We start from the raw sequence: 16723 nt of genomic DNA, 5'->3' as shown, positions 1-16723 counted from the left end.
AGTGGCGTGCAGGGTGGCGGGCAGAGCAGTGGGCAGAGCGGCGGGCAGGGCGTCGGGCAGGGTGCCGGAGCCGGTCAGAAGCGGCCGTCACGGCGTTCGAACTTGGTGGGTTTGCCGAGCAGCGGCCCGCCGCCGGTCACCCACCGCGCCGTGTGCTCGATGAGCTCGGCGGGCGTGAGCTCGGGATAGCCGAACAGGCGGTGGCAGCGGCCCGCGTTCGACAGCAGCGCGGTCGGCGCCTCCTCCCCCGTGAACACGGGCTCCTTGCCCAGCGCCGCGCCGAGGTCCTGGGCGATCCGGCGCACCGAGAGCAGCTCGGGCCCGGTCACGTTGAGGAGGTACGGCGGCGTGGAGGCCAGGGCCAGCGACCTGAGCGTGACCTCGTTCGCGTAGCCCTGCCAGACCACGTTCACCTGGCCCGTCGACAGGTCGACGGGCTCGCCGGCGAGGACCTTCTGGGCCAGGTCGACGAGCACGCCGTAGCGCAGCTCGACCGCGTAGTTGAGGCGGACGAGCGACATCGGCGTGCCGTACGTCTCGGAGAAGTGCGTGAGCACCCGCTCGCGGCCCAGGCAGCTCATGGCGTAGTCGCCCACGGGTCCCGTCGGGGAGTCCTCCGTGCTGCCGCCGCTCGTGACGGGGACGAGCGGGTAGACGTTCCCGGTGGACAGGGCGGCGATCCGGCTGTGCCGGAAGCGGTCGGCGACCCTCCCGGGCAGGTACGCGTTGGTGAACCAGGTGGCGTGCTCGCGCCCCTGCGTCCCGAACTTGGCGCCGACCAGGAAGACCACGTTCGGCGCGTCGGGCAGGTCGCGCAGCGCCCGCTCGTCGGCCGCGTCGGCGGCCACCACCGTCGCGCCGTCCTCGGCCAGCGACTCGGCAAGCCCCGGCTCGGAGAAGCGCGAGACCGCGATGATCCGCCGGTCCCCGTTCGTGGCGTTGAGCGCCAGCCGCACCAGGCTCGGCCCCAGCTTGCCACCGGCGCCCAGGATCAGGATGTCGCCGTCGAGCCCCCTGAGATCGTCCACCAGCCCGGCGCCGGGCCGCGCCAGCCGCTCCTCGAGTTCCGCTGTCGTGCGCACGCGGGCATCTCCTCCGTCTGTTATTTACGGTCCAGACCGTAACTGGCACAGACTTCGGCTGTCAACGGGTACGCACAATGGGTCAGGCGACCTCACGGGCTGTGACCAGCACGTCGAGGATCGCCCTGGTCTGCTCCCACGGCACCGGGCTGGGCGCGCCGCGCACCATGGAGAGGAACGCGTCGATGGTCCCCTCGTACCCGAGCCCCTTGACCGGGTCGTCGCCGCTCTCGATCGCGATCGACTCGGAGCCGTCGCGCGTGTGCACGGTGACGGTGTAGTCCTCGCCCTCGGAGACGCCGATGATCTCCACCGTGCCCGTGACGCCGCTCCCCCACCGCAGGGCCAGCACGCCGGTGTCCTCGGAGCGCAGGCCCTGGTAGTGCCGCTTGGCCCCGGCGGCGCCCACCAGGCGCACGTCCGGCCCCAGCAGGGCGACGAGCAGCTCGACGCCGTGGATGCCCATGGTCACCATGGTCCCGCCACCCTCGCCGGGCGTGTCCTGCCAGGCGTTGTAGCCGTCGGCCCACAACCCCACGTCGTGCCGTACGGTGGCCCGCACGGCCAGCACCTCGCCGGGATCCACCCGCACCCCGGCGAACGCGGGGGCGAACCGCAGCACCGAGCTCGACAGCACCCGCTCGCCGATCGCCAGCCGGTCGAGCGCGTCGAGCTGCGCCCGGCTGGCGGCGGCCGGTTTGTTCACGAAGCAGGGCGCGCCGGTCTCCAGGACCCGCTCCAGCGCCTCGGGCACCTGCGGGTTGGGCACGGTCAGCACCACGCCGTCGGGCCCGGTGGCCAGCGCCTCGCCGAGGCTGCCGGTCACCTTCGCCGCCGGGTGCTCGTCGGTGAAGCGCCGCAGCCGCTCGGGGTCCTGCTCCCACACCACCAGCTCCGCGTGGCGGGTCAGGGTGCGGGCGTCGGTGTACGGGTGGCTGGTCGCCAGCCCGGCGAGGACAATACGCACGACGGGATCTCCCTAAAGTTCGTCCACCTCGGCGTACGCGCGCCCGCCCGACAGCTTCGCGTACCCGGGGCCACGGTCGAAGAAGCGGCCGCCCGGAGGGCGCAGGCGGGCGCGGAGCTCGGCGGTGCCCTGTTCGTCGATGCGGTCGCCGTCCAGCACCACGCCGTAGTCCCCCAGCGCGCCCGCGATCGACACCTTCCCGTCCCGGACGTCGGCCGCCACCGCCCGGGGGTCGCGGTCGTAGGGGGAGCCCCAGCCTCCGCCTCCGGTCGTACGGATGCGGATCATCTCACCGGCCTGCACCGGATGGTCGTCGACCAGCCCCTCCATCTCCTTGCCCGCGATCTCCACGCGGAACGGCCGCCCCGCGAGGCCGCCGTTCACGCCCCAGCAGGACAGGATCGAGCGGTCGGCGATCGACATGTACGAGGCGTCCCTGAGCATCCTGATGTGCTTGTCGTAGCCCAGCCCGCCCCTGAACATGCCGGGCCCGCCGGAGTCGCAGGCCAGCGCCAGCCGCTCGACCCGGAACGGCCAGCGCGCCTCGGCGAACTCCACCGGGATGTTGCGCGAGTCGGGCACCACGTGGATGGTGTCCTCGCCGTCGGCGTACCAGCGGCCGCCCGAGCCGCCGCCCAGGACCTCGCGCATCAGGTACGGCTGGTCGTCGGCGTCCGTCCCGTACACGCCGGTGTAGCGGATGGTCTCCTGGTCGGCGGGCATGCGGCCGCCCGTGGCCTTGGCCAGCACGCCGGCGAGCACGCCGAGCAGGCGCAGGATGACGAACGTGCGGGCGTTCGTGGGGGCCGGGAAGACCGGGGTGAGCAGGGTGCCCTTCTCCGGGAAGATCATCTTGATGAGGGGCACGACGCCCTCGTTGACGTCCAGCTCGGCCATCCGCTCGGGCGTGTCGGCCAGGTTGCGCAGGATCGGGGCCAGCCACTTCTTCAGGAAGACGCCGTCGGCGTAGTCGCCCGCGTGGTTGATCGGCCCCTTGGCCTGCGGCGACGTGCCGGTGAAGTCGATCGTCAGCGGAGATTCCTCCGCGTGGTCGACCGTCAAAGTGATCCGCTGGGCGTGCAGGCGGGGCTCGTCCACGCCGTCGTGCTCGGCGTAGTCCTCCCACACGTACGTCCCCTCGGGGATCTTGGCCAGCAGCTCCCTGCGGAACGTCTCGGTGGTCTTGGAGATGATCGCGTCGAAGCACTCCTCGACGGCCTGCCGGCCGTACCGGTCGAACAGCTCGCCCAGCCGCCGGGCCCCCATCAGGCAGGCCGAGCACTCGGCGTCGAGGTCGCCGGCCAGCGAGTCGGGCATGCGGGAGTTGCGGGTCATGATGCGCAGCGCGGCCTCGTTGGGGACGCCCTGGTCCCACAGCTTGATCGGCGGCACCATCAGGCCCTCTTCGAACACCGACCGGGCGTGCGAGGGCATGGAGCCGGGCACGGACCCGCCGATGTCGTCGTGGTGGCCGAACGCCTGCACGAACGCCACGACAGCGCCCTCGTGGAAGACGGGCACGGTCACGCACAGGTCGGGCAGGTGACCGATGCCGCCCTCGGAGAGGTAGACGTCGTTGTGGAAGTACACGTCGCCGGGCTTCATCGTCTCGACCGGGAAGTCGCGCACCACCGGCTGGACGAGCGCGCTGTAGGAGCGGCCGGTGAGCTTGCGCAGCCGTACGTCGTGGATGCCCGCGCGGAAGTCGTGAGCGTCGCGGATCATCGGCGAGCGGGCCGTGCGCGCGATGGCCGTCTCGACCTCCTTCTCGACGGAGGCCAGCGTGCCCTCGACGATCTCCACCAAGATCGGATCAGTCACGCCGTACCTCCACATTTCCATACTCGTCCACCTGCGCGGTGAAGCCCGGGTGGATCGGGATCGTCGAGCCGTACTCCTCGATCACGGCCGGCCCGGCGACCGTGGCGCCGGGACCCAGGGCGGAGCGCTGGTGGATCGCGGTGTCGCGGGTCTCGTCGAAATGCACCGGACGCACCGAGGGGGCGCCCTCGCCGCCCTTGTCCAGGCGGCGGACGGCCGGGCGGGTGATGGGGCCGATGCCGGAGACGCGCAGGTTCACCCATTCGACGCCGTGTCGGGGATCGTCCCGGTACGCGTACCCGTACAGCTTCTCGTGGGCCGCGTGGAAGCGGTCGATCACCTCGGCCTGCCAGTCCTCGTCGATCTCGCCCGCCGGGGCCGGCACGCGCACCTCGTACGCCTGGCCGTAGTAGCGCAGGTCGGCGCTGCGCAGGTAGACCGGGTCGTCGAAGCCCTCGCGGTCGAGCGCCTCCCCCGCCTGATGCTCCAGGTCGTGGAAGATCTCGACCGCCTTGCCGAGCGAGAGCTCGCGGGTGACGTACGTGCGGACGTAGTCGTTCTTGACGTCCACCGTCAGCAGCCCGAACGCTGAAACGTTCCCAGGGTCGCGCGGGACGATCACGGACGGCAGGCCGAGGATGTCGATCAGCCGGCACGCCAGCAGCGGCCCGGACCCGCCGAAGGTCACCAGCGGGAAGTCCCGCACGTCCAGCCCGCGCTTGACGGTGAGCTGCCTGATCGCGTTGCTCTGGTTGAACGCGCTGATCTCCAGGATGCCCGTCGCCGTGCGCTCGGGGGTGAGGCCGAGCTTGTCGGCCAGCGCCTCGATGCCCCCGCGCGCGGCGTCGGCGTCCAGCGGGATCTCACCGCCGAGCAGGTGGGGCGGGATCCGGCCGAGGAACACGTGCGCGTCCGTGACCGTCACCTCCGTCCCGCCCTTGCCGTAGCAGATGGGGCCGGGGTCGGCGCCCGCGGACCTGGGGCCGACCTTGAGCGTGCCCTCGGGCGAGATCCACGCGATCGAGCCGCCGCCCGCGCCGACGGTGATGATGTCGATCATCGGGATCTTGCACGGGTAGCGGCCCACGGAGCCCTCGGTGGTGATCGAGGGCTCGCCGTCGATCACCACGGCCACGTCGGTCGAGGTGCCGCCGCCGTCCAGCGTGATCACCGACGGGTGCCCCGCAGTGGAGGCGATGAGCGCCGCGCCGAGCGCGCCCGCCGCCGGGCCCGACAGGACGGTGGTGATCGGCTGGTTGACGACCTCGCGGGCCGACAGGATGCCGCCGTTGGACTTCATGACCGAGAACGGCTTGCCGAGGCGGTTGGACAGGCTCGCGATGTAGCCGCGCATGGCGGGCTTGACGGCGGCGTCCACCAGCGTGGTGACCGAGCGCTCGTACTCGCGGTACTCGCGCAGCACGTCGCTCGACAGCGAGATCACCGCCTCCGGGTGCTCGCGCCAGAGCACCTCGCGCATGCGGCGCTCGTGCTCGGGGTTGGCGTAGGAGTGCAGGAAGCAGACCCCGATCGCGGTGACGCCCTTGGCCCGGAACCAGCGGGCCACCTCCACGGCCTGCTCCTCCGAGAACGGCCACACTTCCTGGCCCAGGTGGTCGAGCCGCCCCCCGACGGTCTTCACCAGGTGCACGGGAACGATCCTGGGCGGTTTGACCCAGAAGTAGGAGTTGCCGTAGCCGTCGGGCACGCTCTGCCTGGCGATCTCCAGGACGAACTCGAAACCCTCGGTCGTGATGAACCCGAGGTTGGAGATCCGGTCCTCGAGCAGTTGGTTCGTGGCCACCGTGGTGCCGTGGACGATCGACCCGATGTCGAGCGCGCCGAGCTTCTCGATGCCCGCCACGAACCCGTCCGCCGGGTTGGCGGGCGTCGAGGGGGTCTTGGTGGTGCGGATCTCACCGGTCTCCTCGTCCACCGCGACCACGTCGGTGAACGTTCCTCCGGTGTCCACTCCGATACGAACGCTATGCATGGCTCCTCAGCTCGACCCCTCCCGTGTTCGGCTCGCGGGTGACCACAGTTCCTCCTGCGAACTCCAGAGGAGAAATGTCCCACGAGGTCATGGAACAAGCCAAGCCACTAAGCTGGCCCCCCGTGACTGAACTGTCTGCCTTGTCTGCCGTGCCGTCTGGCGCCCGGGATGCCGTACTCAAGTTCTACTTCGGCCCCATGGACTGCGGGAAGTCCACGTTGGCGCTCCAGATGAACTACAACCACGGACGTCAGGGCAGGCGCGGCCTGGTGCTGACCAAACACGACCGCTCCGGCGGCCCCAAGGTCACCAGCCGGATCGGGCTCGGGTTGGAGGCCATCGAGGTGGAGGACTCCCTCGATCTCGTGAGCCTGGTCACCGCCCACGACCGCATCGACTACCTCATCTGCGACGAGGCCTGCTTCTACACCGTCCAGCAGATCGAGCAGCTCGCGGACCTGGTGGACGACCATGGCGTGGACGTCTACGCGTTCGGGCTGGCCTCGGACTTCCGGTCGGTGATGTTCCCGGCGGCGCAGCGGCTGTTCGAGCTGGCGGACGAGGTGTGCCGGCTGCAGGTCGAGGTGCTGTGCTGGTGCGGGCGTCCCGGGCAGCTCAACGCCAGGGTGGTGGGCGGGAGCATGGCGCGTACGGGCGAGCAGGTCGTGATCGGCGACACCGACGCCTCGCCGGTGCGTTACCAGGTGCTCTGCCGCCGCCACCACCGCTCCGGCCGGCTCGGCGAGGACGAGAACCAGGCCGTCCTCACAGCAGGCGGTCCAGCAGGTCCCTGAACAGCCGCCGGTCCTCCTCCGGCAGGGCGGCGAGGAACTCCTCCTCCGCCACGCCCACGGCGCGGGTGGCCGCCTCCAGGACCTCGCGCCCGTGGCCGGTCAGCTCCACCATGTTCTTGCGCCGGTCGCCGGGATGCGGCCGGCGCCCGACGAGTTTCTTCCGCTCCAGCCCGTCCAGCAGCGCGACCATCGTCGTGCGGTCGATGCCCAGCCGCTGGGCGGCCTCCAGCTGGGAGAGCGGCTCCGGCGTGCGGAGCGCCGACAGCACGCCGAACTCACGCCCGTCGATCTCGTACGGCTCCAGCGCCGGCCCCGTCAGCTCCCCCAGGCGCAGGTTGGCGTGCTTGAGCAGGTAACCGAGGCGACGTCGCGACACGTCTCGATTGTCACACGACGCCGTGCCCTCCGTCGTCACGCCTATCCGGCGGCCAGCTCCTCCAGGCGGTAGGGGAGGTACGCCGAGTCGTCCACGAGCGCCGAGGCGCCGCGCCACCACCCGAACCACTCCCCGCTGCGCCACATCCAGTCCACGCGCTCGATGGCGGCCACCACGTCGCCGACCGTCTCCCACCGCTCGCCGAGCTGGTCCCGGGTGGCGCCGTGCCGCACCGCCCAGGCGCGCAGGACGCCCACGGCGGCCGGCGGGACCTCGCGGGCGTACGGGTCGGGGTCCTCGCCGGGCAGCCGGTGCGGCCCCAGCCCGGCCGCGACCCCCCAGCTCCACTGGGCCTCGGCGGGCCGGGAGTAGCGCAGGGAGTGGAAGTCGAGGTTCGACCCGAGATCGTCGTCGGGCCGGCGGGTGACGACCGCGTCGAGCCGCCCGCCCGGGTCGAAGTGGACGACCAGCCGCTGCCCCGGCTTCGCCCCGGGCGGGAGCCGGAAGCGGTCCTCGGCCTGCCACGAGTTGAGGTCGACCTCGGCGACGGGCCTGCCCCACATCTGGTCGGCGGCGTCGTCGGAGATCCAGGCGGCCAGCATCTCGAGCGCGGTCAGATCGGTCCACGGCTCGATCGCGACCGCCGTACGCACCACCTCGTCGGGGGCGGGCAGCTTGCCGCCCCTGGACCGGCCCCACCACTCCTCGCCCAGCTCGCGCGTGCCGACGAGCAGCGCGGCGATGGCGGCCAGCTCGGCCGAGCGCCGGGTGAGCGCGGCTCCGAGCGCCAGCTCCAGCGCCCGCTCGGTCCGCTCGTCCCCGAACACCGGGCGCGCTTCGGCCATCAGGGTCTCGGCTGTGGGGCGCTCGTCGCCCAGCAGGTTGCGAACGACTCGTCTGGCCTCGGTTCTTGCGTCTTCCGCGTGTGCCTGCCGCATACCAGCCACGCTACGCCTGGAGATCCTTTTCCGCGAGAGTCCTTATGGGCGCCGGGAGGCTCGTCCGAGCAGCCAGCCCACCGCCACGCCCGTGAGCGCGATGCCCGCCCCCATCCCGAACGACGCCAGCATCACCCAGGGCCGCGTCTGCGTGCGCTCCTTGGGGGGCCGCGCGTAGACGGAGCCGCCCACCGGGCTCACCGCGCCCACCTGCTCCGGGCCCACCTGCTCCGGGCCCACCTGCTCCGGGCCCACCTGATCCGCCACGGCCACCTGGGCAGGCAGCTCAGCACCGGCCGGCGCGCGCAGGTGATCCTCGACCGCCGAGAAGAACTCCCCCGCCGTCCGCTTGGCCACCGAGCCGAGCATGCGCTGCCCGACCCCGCCGATCATCCCCCCGATCACCGCGTCGGCGTCGTAGTCGACCCGGGTCCCGCCCTCGACCTCGCTCAGCCGTACCAGGACGGTGGCGTCCACCGTCCCCGGCGCCCCCTGCCCCCGAGCCTTGAGCGTGAAGCTCTCGGGCGCCAGCGGGTCGGCCAGCGCCACCTCTCCCTGATAGACGCCCTTGATGGACGCGACGCCCGCGTTCACGGTCATCCGGTACGTGTCCGGCCCGGTCTCCTCCAGGCGCTCGCACCCCGGGATGGTGCGCACCAGCACCGCCGGATCCTGGAGCGCGGCCCACACCCGGTCCCTCTGAACGCCGATCACGGCACTACCCGCCACCTTCATGCCGCCACTCTAAGCAGCCGGGACCCCGTGGATAAGGGCAACACCTGCCAGAGGAAGCACGCGCCTTGCGGATCATGCCTGGCAAGATGGGGCCCCATGCGCGCGTTGAAGATCATGTCCCGTCCGGCCGCCGTCGCCTGCGTGCTGGCCCTCGTCGCCGCGTGCACCCCCGCAGGGACCGCGAGCGTCCGCCGGCCCGGCACCACCGCCTCCCCCTCCCCGAGCACGTCCACATCCGTGAGGCCCAAGGCCACCCGGCACGGCCCGCCGGGCGAGCAACCGCGCAGGGGCGAGGTGCGCCCGGTCGAGCGCACCGGCGACCTGCCGCCCGTGATCAGCTCGATCCCCACCAGGCGCAAGGTCGTCTTCCTGACCATCGACGACGGCTGGGAGCAGGACCCGGGCTTCGTCAGGCAGGTACGCGACCGGCACATCCCCATCACCGCCTTCGCCATGCGCGACGCCGTGGAGGCCAAGGGCACCCCGGACCCGGCCGGCGGCCCAGGGAAATATGTAGGTGCCGGTAAATGGGGATATTTCCGGCAGCTCCGCAACGCCGGCGTCGCCATCGAGAACCACACCCTCACCCACCCCAACCTCCGCCTGCTCTCCCAGGACGCCCAGCGCCGCGAGATCTGCGACTCCTCCCAGGTCATCAGGAAGCAGGTGGGCGCCAGGCCCACGCTGTTCAGGCCGCCGTTCGGCAACTACGACACCAGCACGCTCAGGGCGGCCAAGAGCTGCGGCATCGACGCGGTCCTCCTGTGGACGGCCACCGTCCAGCCGGGCGGCAAGATCGCCTACCAGGTGCCCGACAAGCGCCTGCGCCCGGGCGACATCCTGCTCCTGCACTTCCGCCCCAACCTGGCCAGGGACTTCCGCATCCTGGTCGACAAGATCAGGCGTCGCGGATACGAGCTGGGCAACCTCCAGGCGTACCTGGCCGCCATGACCGTCGACCGGTAGGCGTACTCCCGGATCACCCTGGCGGCGGACGCGCCGGGCCCCGCCCGCGCGGGATTCTCGATGCGGAAACAACCAACGGGGAGCGATGTGAGCAAGGTCGCATCGCGTTGCTCTACGAGTTGTAGTACTACTTCAGGTAGATGAACTACAGGCTGTAGAGCTCAGGGAGTCGGCGGGGAGATGGACGCACTTGACCTGGCACGGTGGCAGTTCGGGGTCACCACCGTGTACCACTTTCTGTTCGTGCCCCTGACCATCGGTCTGGGGATCTTCGTGGCGGGCCTGCAGACGGCCTGGCACCGCACGGGCAAGGAGCACTACCTGAAGCTCACGAAGTTCTTCGGGAAGCTGTTCCTGATCAACTTCGCCATGGGCGTGGTCACCGGCATCGTGCAGGAGTTCCAGTTCGGGATGAACTGGAGCGAGTACTCCACGTTCGTCGGCGACGTCTTCGGCGCGCCGCTGGCCATGGAGGCGCTGCTGGCGTTCTTCATGGAGTCCACGTTCCTGGGCCTGTGGATCTTCGGCTGGGAGCGGCTGCCGAAGAAGGTGCATCTGGCGTGCATCTGGGCGGCCGCCATCGGGTCCAACTTGTCGGCATATTTCATCCTCGCGGCCAACGCCTGGATGAAACACCCCGTGGGCTACGAGGTCGTTGACGGCAAGGCCAGGATGACCGACCTGTGGGCCGTGCTGACCAACTCCACGGCGGTGGCGCAGGTGCCCCACGTGATCGGGTCGGCGTTCATCGTGGCGGGCGGTTTCGTGCTGGCCGTGAGCGGCTACTGGCTGCTCAGGACGCGCGCCCCGATGTGGCGCGGCGCCGCCCGCGCCGCCCTCGTCATGACGGCCCTCGCCGGCGTCGTCGTGGCGGGCACAGGCGACATGTCGGCCAGGCTGATGTACGAGCAGCAGCCCATGAAGCTGGCCTCCGCCGAAGGGCTGGAGCGCGACACGGCCGGCGCGGCGTTCTCCGTGGTCCCCGGCATCGAGATCCCCAAGCTCCTCAGCTTCCTGTCCGACCACGACCCCGAGGCCACCGTCCAGGGCACAGAGGACCTGCAGCGCCGCTTCGAGCAGCAGTTCGGCCCCGGCGACTACCGGCCGGACCAGGCGGTCGTGTTCTGGTCGTTCCGGGTGATGATGGGGTTCGGGATGGCCACGGTGGGCCTGTCGGTGCTGGGCCTCTGGCTGACCCGGCGCCGGCGCGAGTTCCCGAGGTGGCTGTCGCGGGCGCTGCTGCTGGCGCTGCCGCTGCCGCTGGTCGCGGTGATCTCCGGGTGGCTGCTGAGCGAGATCGGCCGCCAGCCGTGGACGGTCGCGGGCGAGTTGCTCACCGCCTCCAGCGTGTCGCCGGGCGTGAGCCTGGCCGAGGTGGCCACGTCCCTGACGATCTTCACGCTCCTGTACGGCGCGCTCGCCATAGCCGAGGTCGTCCTGCTGGCCAGGCATGTCCGCAAGGGCGTCGAGGAGCAGGCGCCCACCCCCGCCGCCACCGAGCGGCGCGAGCCGTCGCTGATGTACTGAGGGAGCAGACAATGATCGAGTTGTGGTTCGTCATCATCGCCTTCCTCTGGACCGGCTACTTCGTGCTGGAGGGCTTCGACTTCGGCGTCGGGATGCTGGCGCCGCTCGTGAGCCGTAACCCCGGCGAGCAGCGGCAGAGCCTGCAGACCATCGGCCCGGTGTGGGACGGCAACGAGGTGTGGCTGATCACCGCCGTCGGCGCCATGTTCGCCGCGTTCCCCGCCTGGTACGCGGGCGTGTTCAGCTCCTTCTACCTGCCGGTGACGCTCGTCCTGGTCGGCCTGATCGTGCGCGGCGTCGGCCTGGAGTGGCGCGGCAAGGTGACCGACCCGCGCTGGTGCGACCTGGGCATCGTGGTGGGCAGCGCGCTCCCGGCGTTCCTGTGGGGGGCGGTCTTCGCCGACCTGCTGTTCGACAGCGTGCCGGCCGCCCTGCTGGGGGGCGCGTTCTCGCTGGCGGTCTGCGTCCTGCACGGCGCCGTCTTCCTGGCGCTCAAGACCACGGGCCCGGTACGCCGCCGCGCCCGCGTCGCGGCGATGGCCGCCAGCGGCGTGGCCATCCCGGTGGCCGTGGCCGCCCTGTCGGGCCTGGGCACGTTCCCCGCGCTGGCCGCCATGGCGGCGCTGGCGGCGGCCACGGCGCTCATCTGGCGCCGCCGCGAGGGCTGGGCCTTCGCGGCGACGGCCGGGGCGATCGTGCTGTCGACCCTGGCGGTCTTCATGGAGCTCCGCCTGCGCCCGTTCCCCGGCCTGACGCTGGCGGAGGCGGCCTCCGGCCCGTACACGCTGACCATGCTGAGCTGGATCGGCCTGATCGCGCTCCCGTTCGTGCTGGTCTACCAGGGCTGGACGTACTGGGTGTTCCGCGAGCGGGTCCGGGTGGAGGGCACCCTCCTCACGCACGGCTAGGCGACCGGAGGAGCGCCGAGGTAGAGGCGGCCGAGGCGGGGGTCGCCGGCCAGCTCGCGGGCGGGGCCGGAGATGTGGACGCGGCCGAGGTCGAGAACGCACCCGACGTCGGCCATCTCCAGCGCCCTGCGCGCGTTCTGCTCCACCAGCAGCACGGCGACGCCGGTCCGCCGCATCAGGTCGATCTGGTCGAAGACCACCTGCGTGTTGCGCGGGTCGAGCCCCATCGACGGCTCGTCCAGCAGCACGACGGACGGCTCCAGCATGAGAGCCCGCGCGAACTCCACCTGCTTCTGCTGCCCGCCCGACAGCAGCCCGGCCATGCTCCCCCACCGCTCGCCCACCACGGGGAACAGCTCCTTGACCACCTCGATCCTGGCCTGGAGCCTGGCGGAGTCGCGCACGGTGAAGCCGCCGAGCCGCACGTTCTCGGCCACGGTCATCTCGCGGAACACGCTGTGCCCCTGCAGCACGTGGGCCAGCCCGAGCCCGAGCAGCCGCTGCGGCGACAGGCCCGTCACGTCCTGACCGGCCAGCAGGACCCGCCCGGACCGGGGCGGGAGCAGCCCGCTGGCGACCTTGAGCGCGGTGGACTTGCCCGCGCCGTTGGGCCCCACCAGGCAGACGACCTCACCGGCGCGCACGGGGACGGACAGGCCGCGCAGCACCGGCGCCGCCCTGCCGTACCCGGCCTCGACGTCCTCCAGCGACAGAACGGTCTCAGACACCGAGGTACGCCTCCAGCACGCGCGGGTCGTCCCGCACCTCGGCGGGCGGCCCGGACGCGATGGGCGCTCCCCGGTCGAAGACGATCACGTGGTCGCACATGCCCATCACCATGTCCATGTTGTGCTCGACGACGAGGAACGTGCGGCCCTCGGCGTTGAGGTCGCGTACGAGCGAGACGATCCGGTCGATCAGCGCCGGGTTGACCCCGCCCGCCGGCTCGTCCAGCAGCACCAGCTCGGGCTCGGCCATGAGGACGGCGGCCAGCTCCAGCAGCTTCTGCTGGCCGTAGGACAGGTCGCGGGCCTCGGCGTCCTCCAGGTGCTCGATGCCCATGCGCCGCAGCCAGTGCCGGGCCCGCTCGACCTCGCCCCGGTCCCGCAGCCCGGCCAGCAGCTCGCGCAGGCGGGTGCGGCGGACGGCGACCAGCATGTTCTCCAGCACGGTCAGGCGCGGGAAGACGCGGCAGAGCTGGAAGGTGCGCCCGATCCCGGCGTGCGCGACGCGGTGCGGCGAGTGGCGGGTGATGTCGCGGTCGCGGTAGAGCACCCGGCCGGAGTCCGGCTTGATCATGCCGGTGACGATGTTGAAGAACGTGGTCTTGCCGGAGCCGTTGGGCCCGATCAGGCCGTTGATCCCGCCCTCCCGCAGCTCGACGCTCGCGCCGTCCACGGCGAGCACCCCGCCGAACGACTTGGTCAGTGCCTCGGTGCGCAACGAGGTCGCTGTGTCACTCATCCGGCCACTCCCTGGAGCCGCTGTTCGGCCGTCTCGTCCGGGATGGAGGGCCCGGCGCGCCTCCTGGTGAGCCGGGCGAGGATGCCGTCCGGCATGAACAGCACCACCAGCACGAGCACCAGGCCCGTCGCGGTCAGGTGGATCTGCGTCTCGCCCAGCGCGATCAGGAAGTACTCCCCCGCCGGGGCCACGATGAGCGCCCCGAGCAGCGGCCCGAACAGGTGCCTGACCCCGCCGAGCAGGCTCATCAGCACCATGTACGACCCGATGAGGATGGAGAAGACGAAGATCGGGTCGAGGCTGCCGAACCAGACCGCGTAGAGCCCGCCGGCCAGCGAGACGAAGAGGGCGGACAGGGCGAATGCCGTCACCTTGTACGCTCCCGTCGGCACTCCCAGGGACTCGGCCTTGTCCTCGTCCTCCCTGATCGCCCGCAGGCCGGCGCCGAACCGGGAGCGCGAGACGTACCACCAGGACAGCAGCGCGAGCCCGAGCAGCGCCAGGAACAGGTAGAAGAACACGATGTGCGTCTGCCCCCGGTGCAGGTCGGGGAAGGGCGAGGGGACCTGCAGCCCGGTGGAGCCGCCGGTGAGCGAGCGCCAGCCCTGCACGACGAGGTTCATCATCGACACGAGCGCGATCGACACGATCACGAACGACGCGCCGCGCACCCGCACGGCCGCGACGCCGACGAACACGGCGAACGCCGTCACGATCACGGCCGACACCACCAGGGCCAGGACCCACGGCACGCCCAGGCGCACGACGAGCAGGCCCGTCCCGTACGCGCCGAGGCCGAAGAACGCCGAGTGGCCGAGGGAGACGTATCCGGTGAAACCGCCCAGCAGATTCCAGGACGTGGACATGGCCGCGTACATGACGGTCAGCGCGCCCGCGTACACGAGGTAGTAGTTGGGGACCAGCCACGGGTAGGCCAGCGCCAGGCAGGCGAGCAGCAGCGGGATCCCTCTAGAAGCGATGCGCAAGCCGGCCTCCGAAGAACCCCTGGGGGCGCGCGAGCAGCGTCAGGAAGAGGAAGACGTAGAACATCATCGTGGCCCAGGTGGCGTCCACGGTCACCAGCACGAGGCCCTCGACCACGCCGAGCATGACGGCCGCCAGCGCCGCGCCGATCACGCTCCCCAGCCCGCCGACCACGATGATGGCCATGAGCTTGCCGATCCACACCCAGTGCGAGGCGGGGAAGAACGGCGTGATCAGCGCCAGCACGGTCCCGCCGACGGCCGCGGTGGCCAGGCCCACGCCGAAGCCGTAGCCGGCGACCCGCTCGGTCCGGATGCCGACCAGCCGGGCCGCCTCCCGGTGCTGGATGGTGGCCCGCAGCGCCTGCCCGAACCGGCTCTTGACCAGCACCGCGAACAGCACCGCGAGGGTGACCGCCGCGACCAGGAAGGCGATGATCCGGTCGTACGGCAGGTGCACGCCGCCGATCGTCAGCGACTTCGTCGCGTACTCCATGCTGACCGACTTGTAGGACCCGGTGTAGATCGTCCCGAGCAGTCCTTCGATGGTCAGCGCGATCCCGAACGTCAGCAGCACCGACATCATCGCCAGGTTGTCGGCGGCCAGCCGTGCGACGAGCAGCCGCTGCACCGCCACGCCCAGCACGAAGAAGAGCGGCACGGTGACGGGCAGCGCCAGGAACGGGTCCACGCCGAGCGTCGTGTGCACGGTGTAGGTCAGGTAGGCGGCCAGGAACAGGAACGCCGGGTGCGCCACCATGACCACCCGCATCACCCCGAAGTACAGCGACAGACCGGAGGCCAGCAGCGCGTAGAGGCCGCCGGTCAGCACGCCCAGGGCCAGCCCTTGCAGGAGCAGACTCACCATTCCTTCTTCGGGTAGACGAGGTCGGCCGTCTTGGCCTGGTCGGGGAGCACGATCTCGACCTTTCCGTCGACGTACTGCTGGATCATGTGCGCCTGCTCGGGCCTGCCCTGGTCGTCGAAGGAGAGCTTTCCGACGACCGTGTCGAACGTGCCCTGCCTGATGTGGTCGGCCAGTTTGTCCTGGCACTCCTTGGTGGCGTCGACGCACTTGACCGCGTTCACGGCCGCCTCGACGACCTGGCCGACGGTGAAGCCGTTGGCGGTGTCCTCGTTCGCCTCGCCGTTGAACATCTCCTTGTGTCGTTTGATCATCTCCTGGTTGCCGGTGAAGGTGGCCGTGGCCGACCAGCCGACCGGCGAGATGATGTTCTCGGCCGCCCCCTTCACCGCGGCGGCGAACTCCGGCTCCGTCGGCCCGGTCGAGAACGCCGCCAGCTTGGGCTGCACCTTCAGCTCCTGCAGCGCGCGCACCAGGCCCACGGAGTCCTCGAACTGCGTGCCGCCCACCACGATGTCCGGCTTGGCCGCGGCGATCTTGGCGGCGATGGGCGAGAACTCGGTGGTCTCGGGCGGGTAGACCTCGTCCACGACCGTCTTGATCCCGGCCGCGGCCAGCTTGTCCCTCAGCCCGTACGCGGTGCCCTGGGCGAACGGGTCGTCCAGGCTCGCGTACGCCGCCGTCTTCGGCCGCTTGTCGGCCGGCAGCTTGAGCAGGTACTCGGCGAGATAGTTGTAGTGGTCGCTCGCGATCGCCGGCGCCGCGTAGAACAGCCGCTTGAAGCCCTGCTCGAAGACCTCCTTGGCGGCCCCGGCCGGCTCGACGAACAGCATGTTGTACGACTCCGCGACCTTCGCCGCGGGGATCACCAGCCGCGACGAGAACGGCCCGAAGACCAGGTTGACCTTGTCCTGGGTGATGAGTGACTCGTAGTCGGAGCTGACCCGGTTGGGGTCGGAGGCGTCGTCGCGGAAGATCAGCTCGACCTTCCTGCCCAGCAGGCCGCCCTTGGCGTTCACCCGGTCGGCCCAGACCTGGTAGCCGTCCTTGATGCCGTTGCCGGGCTCGGCGAAGTCGCCGGTGAGCGGGAGGGAGATGCCGATCTTGACCGGCCCCTGCTGTCCCGTGGGCTGGGCCGCCCCGGGCTCGTCGGTCTTGGCGCAGGCGGTCAGGGCCAAGGCGCAGATCGTCGTGATCGTCAGGCTCTTGTGAACTCTTGCCATCGAGGAGACCCCCGTCAGAAGAGGTGCCGCGAAAGCGCTTACGGAAGCGCTTTCGGTTACGATTACACGGGATTCAGCCCC

Annotated in this window: 16 protein-coding genes; 4 read left to right on the top strand and 12 right to left on the bottom strand. The window is 70.9% G+C overall.

The genetic code is table 11. From position 1 onward, the window contains the following. Window positions 1-74: 74 nt before the first annotated feature. The 4 genes from ACIBQ1_RS49280 to ACIBQ1_RS49265 all read right to left on the bottom strand — a co-directional run bounded on the left by ACIBQ1_RS49280 (window position 75) and on the right by ACIBQ1_RS49265 (window position 5863). Window positions 75-1082, bottom strand: a complete 1008-nt coding sequence (locus ACIBQ1_RS49280; protein WP_397288738.1) for an NAD-dependent epimerase/dehydratase family protein — start codon at window positions 1080-1082, stop codon at window positions 75-77. An 82-nt stretch (window positions 1083-1164) separates the two neighbouring features. Continuing rightward, window positions 1165-2049 carry a Gfo/Idh/MocA family protein gene (locus ACIBQ1_RS49275; protein WP_397288736.1) on the bottom strand — a complete coding sequence of 295 codons (885 nt, stop codon included), beginning with the start codon at window positions 2047-2049 and terminating at the stop codon, window positions 1165-1167. A gap of 12 nt (window positions 2050-2061) precedes the next feature. Continuing rightward, window positions 2062-3870: a hydantoinase B/oxoprolinase family protein gene (locus ACIBQ1_RS49270; RefSeq protein ID WP_397288734.1), complete on the bottom strand. Its 1809-nt coding sequence runs from the start codon at window positions 3868-3870 to the stop codon at window positions 2062-2064. Continuing rightward, complete coding sequence (locus tag ACIBQ1_RS49265) at window positions 3863-5863, bottom strand: hydantoinase/oxoprolinase family protein (RefSeq protein WP_397288732.1); 2001 nt, start codon at window positions 5861-5863, stop codon at window positions 3863-3865. Before ACIBQ1_RS49265 ends, ACIBQ1_RS49270 begins: the two co-directional genes overlap by 8 nt. A gap of 149 nt (window positions 5864-6012) precedes the next feature. Between ACIBQ1_RS49265 and ACIBQ1_RS49260 the strand changes: the two genes are divergently transcribed. Continuing rightward, window positions 6013-6657: a thymidine kinase gene (locus ACIBQ1_RS49260; RefSeq protein WP_397288729.1), complete on the top strand. Its 645-nt coding sequence runs from the start codon at window positions 6013-6015 to the stop codon at window positions 6655-6657. Here the strand turns inward: ACIBQ1_RS49260 and ACIBQ1_RS49255 are convergent. The 3 genes from ACIBQ1_RS49255 to ACIBQ1_RS49245 are packed head-to-tail and all read right to left on the bottom strand — an operon-like array spanning window position 6629 to window position 8685. Then, window positions 6629-7033 (bottom strand): MarR family winged helix-turn-helix transcriptional regulator, encoded by a 405-nt coding sequence (locus ACIBQ1_RS49255; RefSeq protein WP_397288727.1) that lies wholly within the window; start codon window positions 7031-7033, stop codon window positions 6629-6631. The genes ACIBQ1_RS49260 and ACIBQ1_RS49255 overlap by 29 nt on opposite strands. 41 nt (window positions 7034-7074) lie before the next feature. Beyond that, window positions 7075-7971 (bottom strand): hypothetical protein, encoded by an 897-nt coding sequence (locus ACIBQ1_RS49250; protein WP_397288725.1) that lies wholly within the window; start codon window positions 7969-7971, stop codon window positions 7075-7077. Window positions 7972-8013: 42 nt separating this feature from the next. Beyond that, window positions 8014-8685 (bottom strand): carbon monoxide dehydrogenase subunit G, encoded by a 672-nt coding sequence (locus tag ACIBQ1_RS49245; RefSeq protein ID WP_397288723.1) that lies wholly within the window; start codon window positions 8683-8685, stop codon window positions 8014-8016. A 117-nt stretch (window positions 8686-8802) separates the two neighbouring features. Here ACIBQ1_RS49245 and ACIBQ1_RS49240 point away from each other — a divergent pair, with 117 nt between their 5' ends. The 3 genes from ACIBQ1_RS49240 to cydB all read left to right on the top strand — a co-directional run bounded on the left by ACIBQ1_RS49240 (window position 8803) and on the right by cydB (window position 12107). Then, window positions 8803-9672, top strand: coding sequence for a polysaccharide deacetylase family protein (locus ACIBQ1_RS49240; RefSeq protein ID WP_397288721.1), 870 nt, complete (start codon window positions 8803-8805; stop codon window positions 9670-9672). Window positions 9673-9852: 180 nt separating this feature from the next. Beyond that, window positions 9853-11199, top strand: a complete 1347-nt coding sequence (locus ACIBQ1_RS49235) for a cytochrome ubiquinol oxidase subunit I (RefSeq protein WP_397288719.1) — start codon at window positions 9853-9855, stop codon at window positions 11197-11199. Window positions 11200-11210: 11 nt separating this feature from the next. Beyond that, on the top strand, window positions 11211-12107 hold the full coding sequence (gene cydB / locus ACIBQ1_RS49230) for a cytochrome d ubiquinol oxidase subunit II (RefSeq protein ID WP_397288717.1): 897 nt from the start codon (window positions 11211-11213) through the stop codon (window positions 12105-12107). On the opposite strand, the gene ACIBQ1_RS49225 is transcribed toward cydB, so the two are convergent. From ACIBQ1_RS49225 to ACIBQ1_RS49205, 5 genes are read right to left on the bottom strand one after another with little or no spacing between them, the layout of a single operon-like run. After that, complete coding sequence (locus ACIBQ1_RS49225; protein WP_397288715.1) at window positions 12104-12835, bottom strand: ABC transporter ATP-binding protein; 732 nt, start codon at window positions 12833-12835, stop codon at window positions 12104-12106. The two genes, cydB and ACIBQ1_RS49225, sit on opposite strands and share 4 nt — an antisense overlap. Continuing rightward, window positions 12828-13571, bottom strand: a complete 744-nt coding sequence (locus tag ACIBQ1_RS49220) for an ABC transporter ATP-binding protein (RefSeq protein ID WP_397288713.1) — start codon at window positions 13569-13571, stop codon at window positions 12828-12830. Before ACIBQ1_RS49220 ends, ACIBQ1_RS49225 begins: the two co-directional genes overlap by 8 nt. Next, entirely contained in the window at window positions 13568-14557 is a 990-nt protein-coding gene (locus ACIBQ1_RS49215) for a branched-chain amino acid ABC transporter permease (protein ID WP_397288712.1), read from the bottom strand. Before ACIBQ1_RS49215 ends, ACIBQ1_RS49220 begins: the two co-directional genes overlap by 4 nt. Next, the gene (locus ACIBQ1_RS49210) at window positions 14541-15422 is read right to left on the bottom strand and encodes a branched-chain amino acid ABC transporter permease (RefSeq protein ID WP_397288710.1); all 882 of its coding nucleotides are present in this window, start codon (window positions 15420-15422) and stop codon (window positions 14541-14543) included. The genes ACIBQ1_RS49215 and ACIBQ1_RS49210 overlap by 17 nt, the downstream gene beginning before the upstream one ends. Continuing rightward, window positions 15416-16642, bottom strand: coding sequence for an amino acid ABC transporter substrate-binding protein (locus tag ACIBQ1_RS49205; RefSeq protein WP_397288708.1), 1227 nt, complete (start codon window positions 16640-16642; stop codon window positions 15416-15418). The genes ACIBQ1_RS49210 and ACIBQ1_RS49205 overlap by 7 nt, the downstream gene beginning before the upstream one ends. Window positions 16643-16723: the final 81 nt, after the last annotated feature.

This window comes from Nonomuraea sp. NPDC050153 (assembly GCF_044460125.1).
Classification (GTDB): Bacteria; Actinomycetota; Actinomycetes; order Streptosporangiales; family Streptosporangiaceae; genus Nonomuraea.
This window is presented reverse-complemented; position numbering and strand designations above follow the sequence as displayed.

Excerpts from the sequence above, each read along its gene's own strand:
- ACIBQ1_RS49240 (WP_397288721.1), top strand. The coding sequence starts at position 8,803 with ATGCGCGCGTTGAAGATCATGTCCCGTCCGGCCGCCGTCGCCTGCGTG.
- ACIBQ1_RS49220 (WP_397288713.1), bottom strand. The coding sequence starts at position 13,571 with ATGAGTGACACAGCGACCTCGTTGCGCACCGAGGCACTGACCAAGTCG.
- ACIBQ1_RS49265 (WP_397288732.1), bottom strand. The coding sequence starts at position 5,863 with ATGCATAGCGTTCGTATCGGAGTGGACACCGGAGGAACGTTCACCGAC.
- cydB (WP_397288717.1), top strand. The coding sequence starts at position 11,211 with ATGATCGAGTTGTGGTTCGTCATCATCGCCTTCCTCTGGACCGGCTAC.
- ACIBQ1_RS49210 (WP_397288710.1), bottom strand. The coding sequence starts at position 15,422 with ATGGTGAGTCTGCTCCTGCAAGGGCTGGCCCTGGGCGTGCTGACCGGC.
- ACIBQ1_RS49250 (WP_397288725.1), bottom strand. The coding sequence starts at position 7,971 with ATGCGGCAGGCACACGCGGAAGACGCAAGAACCGAGGCCAGACGAGTC.
- ACIBQ1_RS49205 (WP_397288708.1), bottom strand. The coding sequence starts at position 16,642 with ATGGCAAGAGTTCACAAGAGCCTGACGATCACGACGATCTGCGCCTTG.
- ACIBQ1_RS49235 (WP_397288719.1), top strand. The coding sequence starts at position 9,853 with ATGGACGCACTTGACCTGGCACGGTGGCAGTTCGGGGTCACCACCGTG.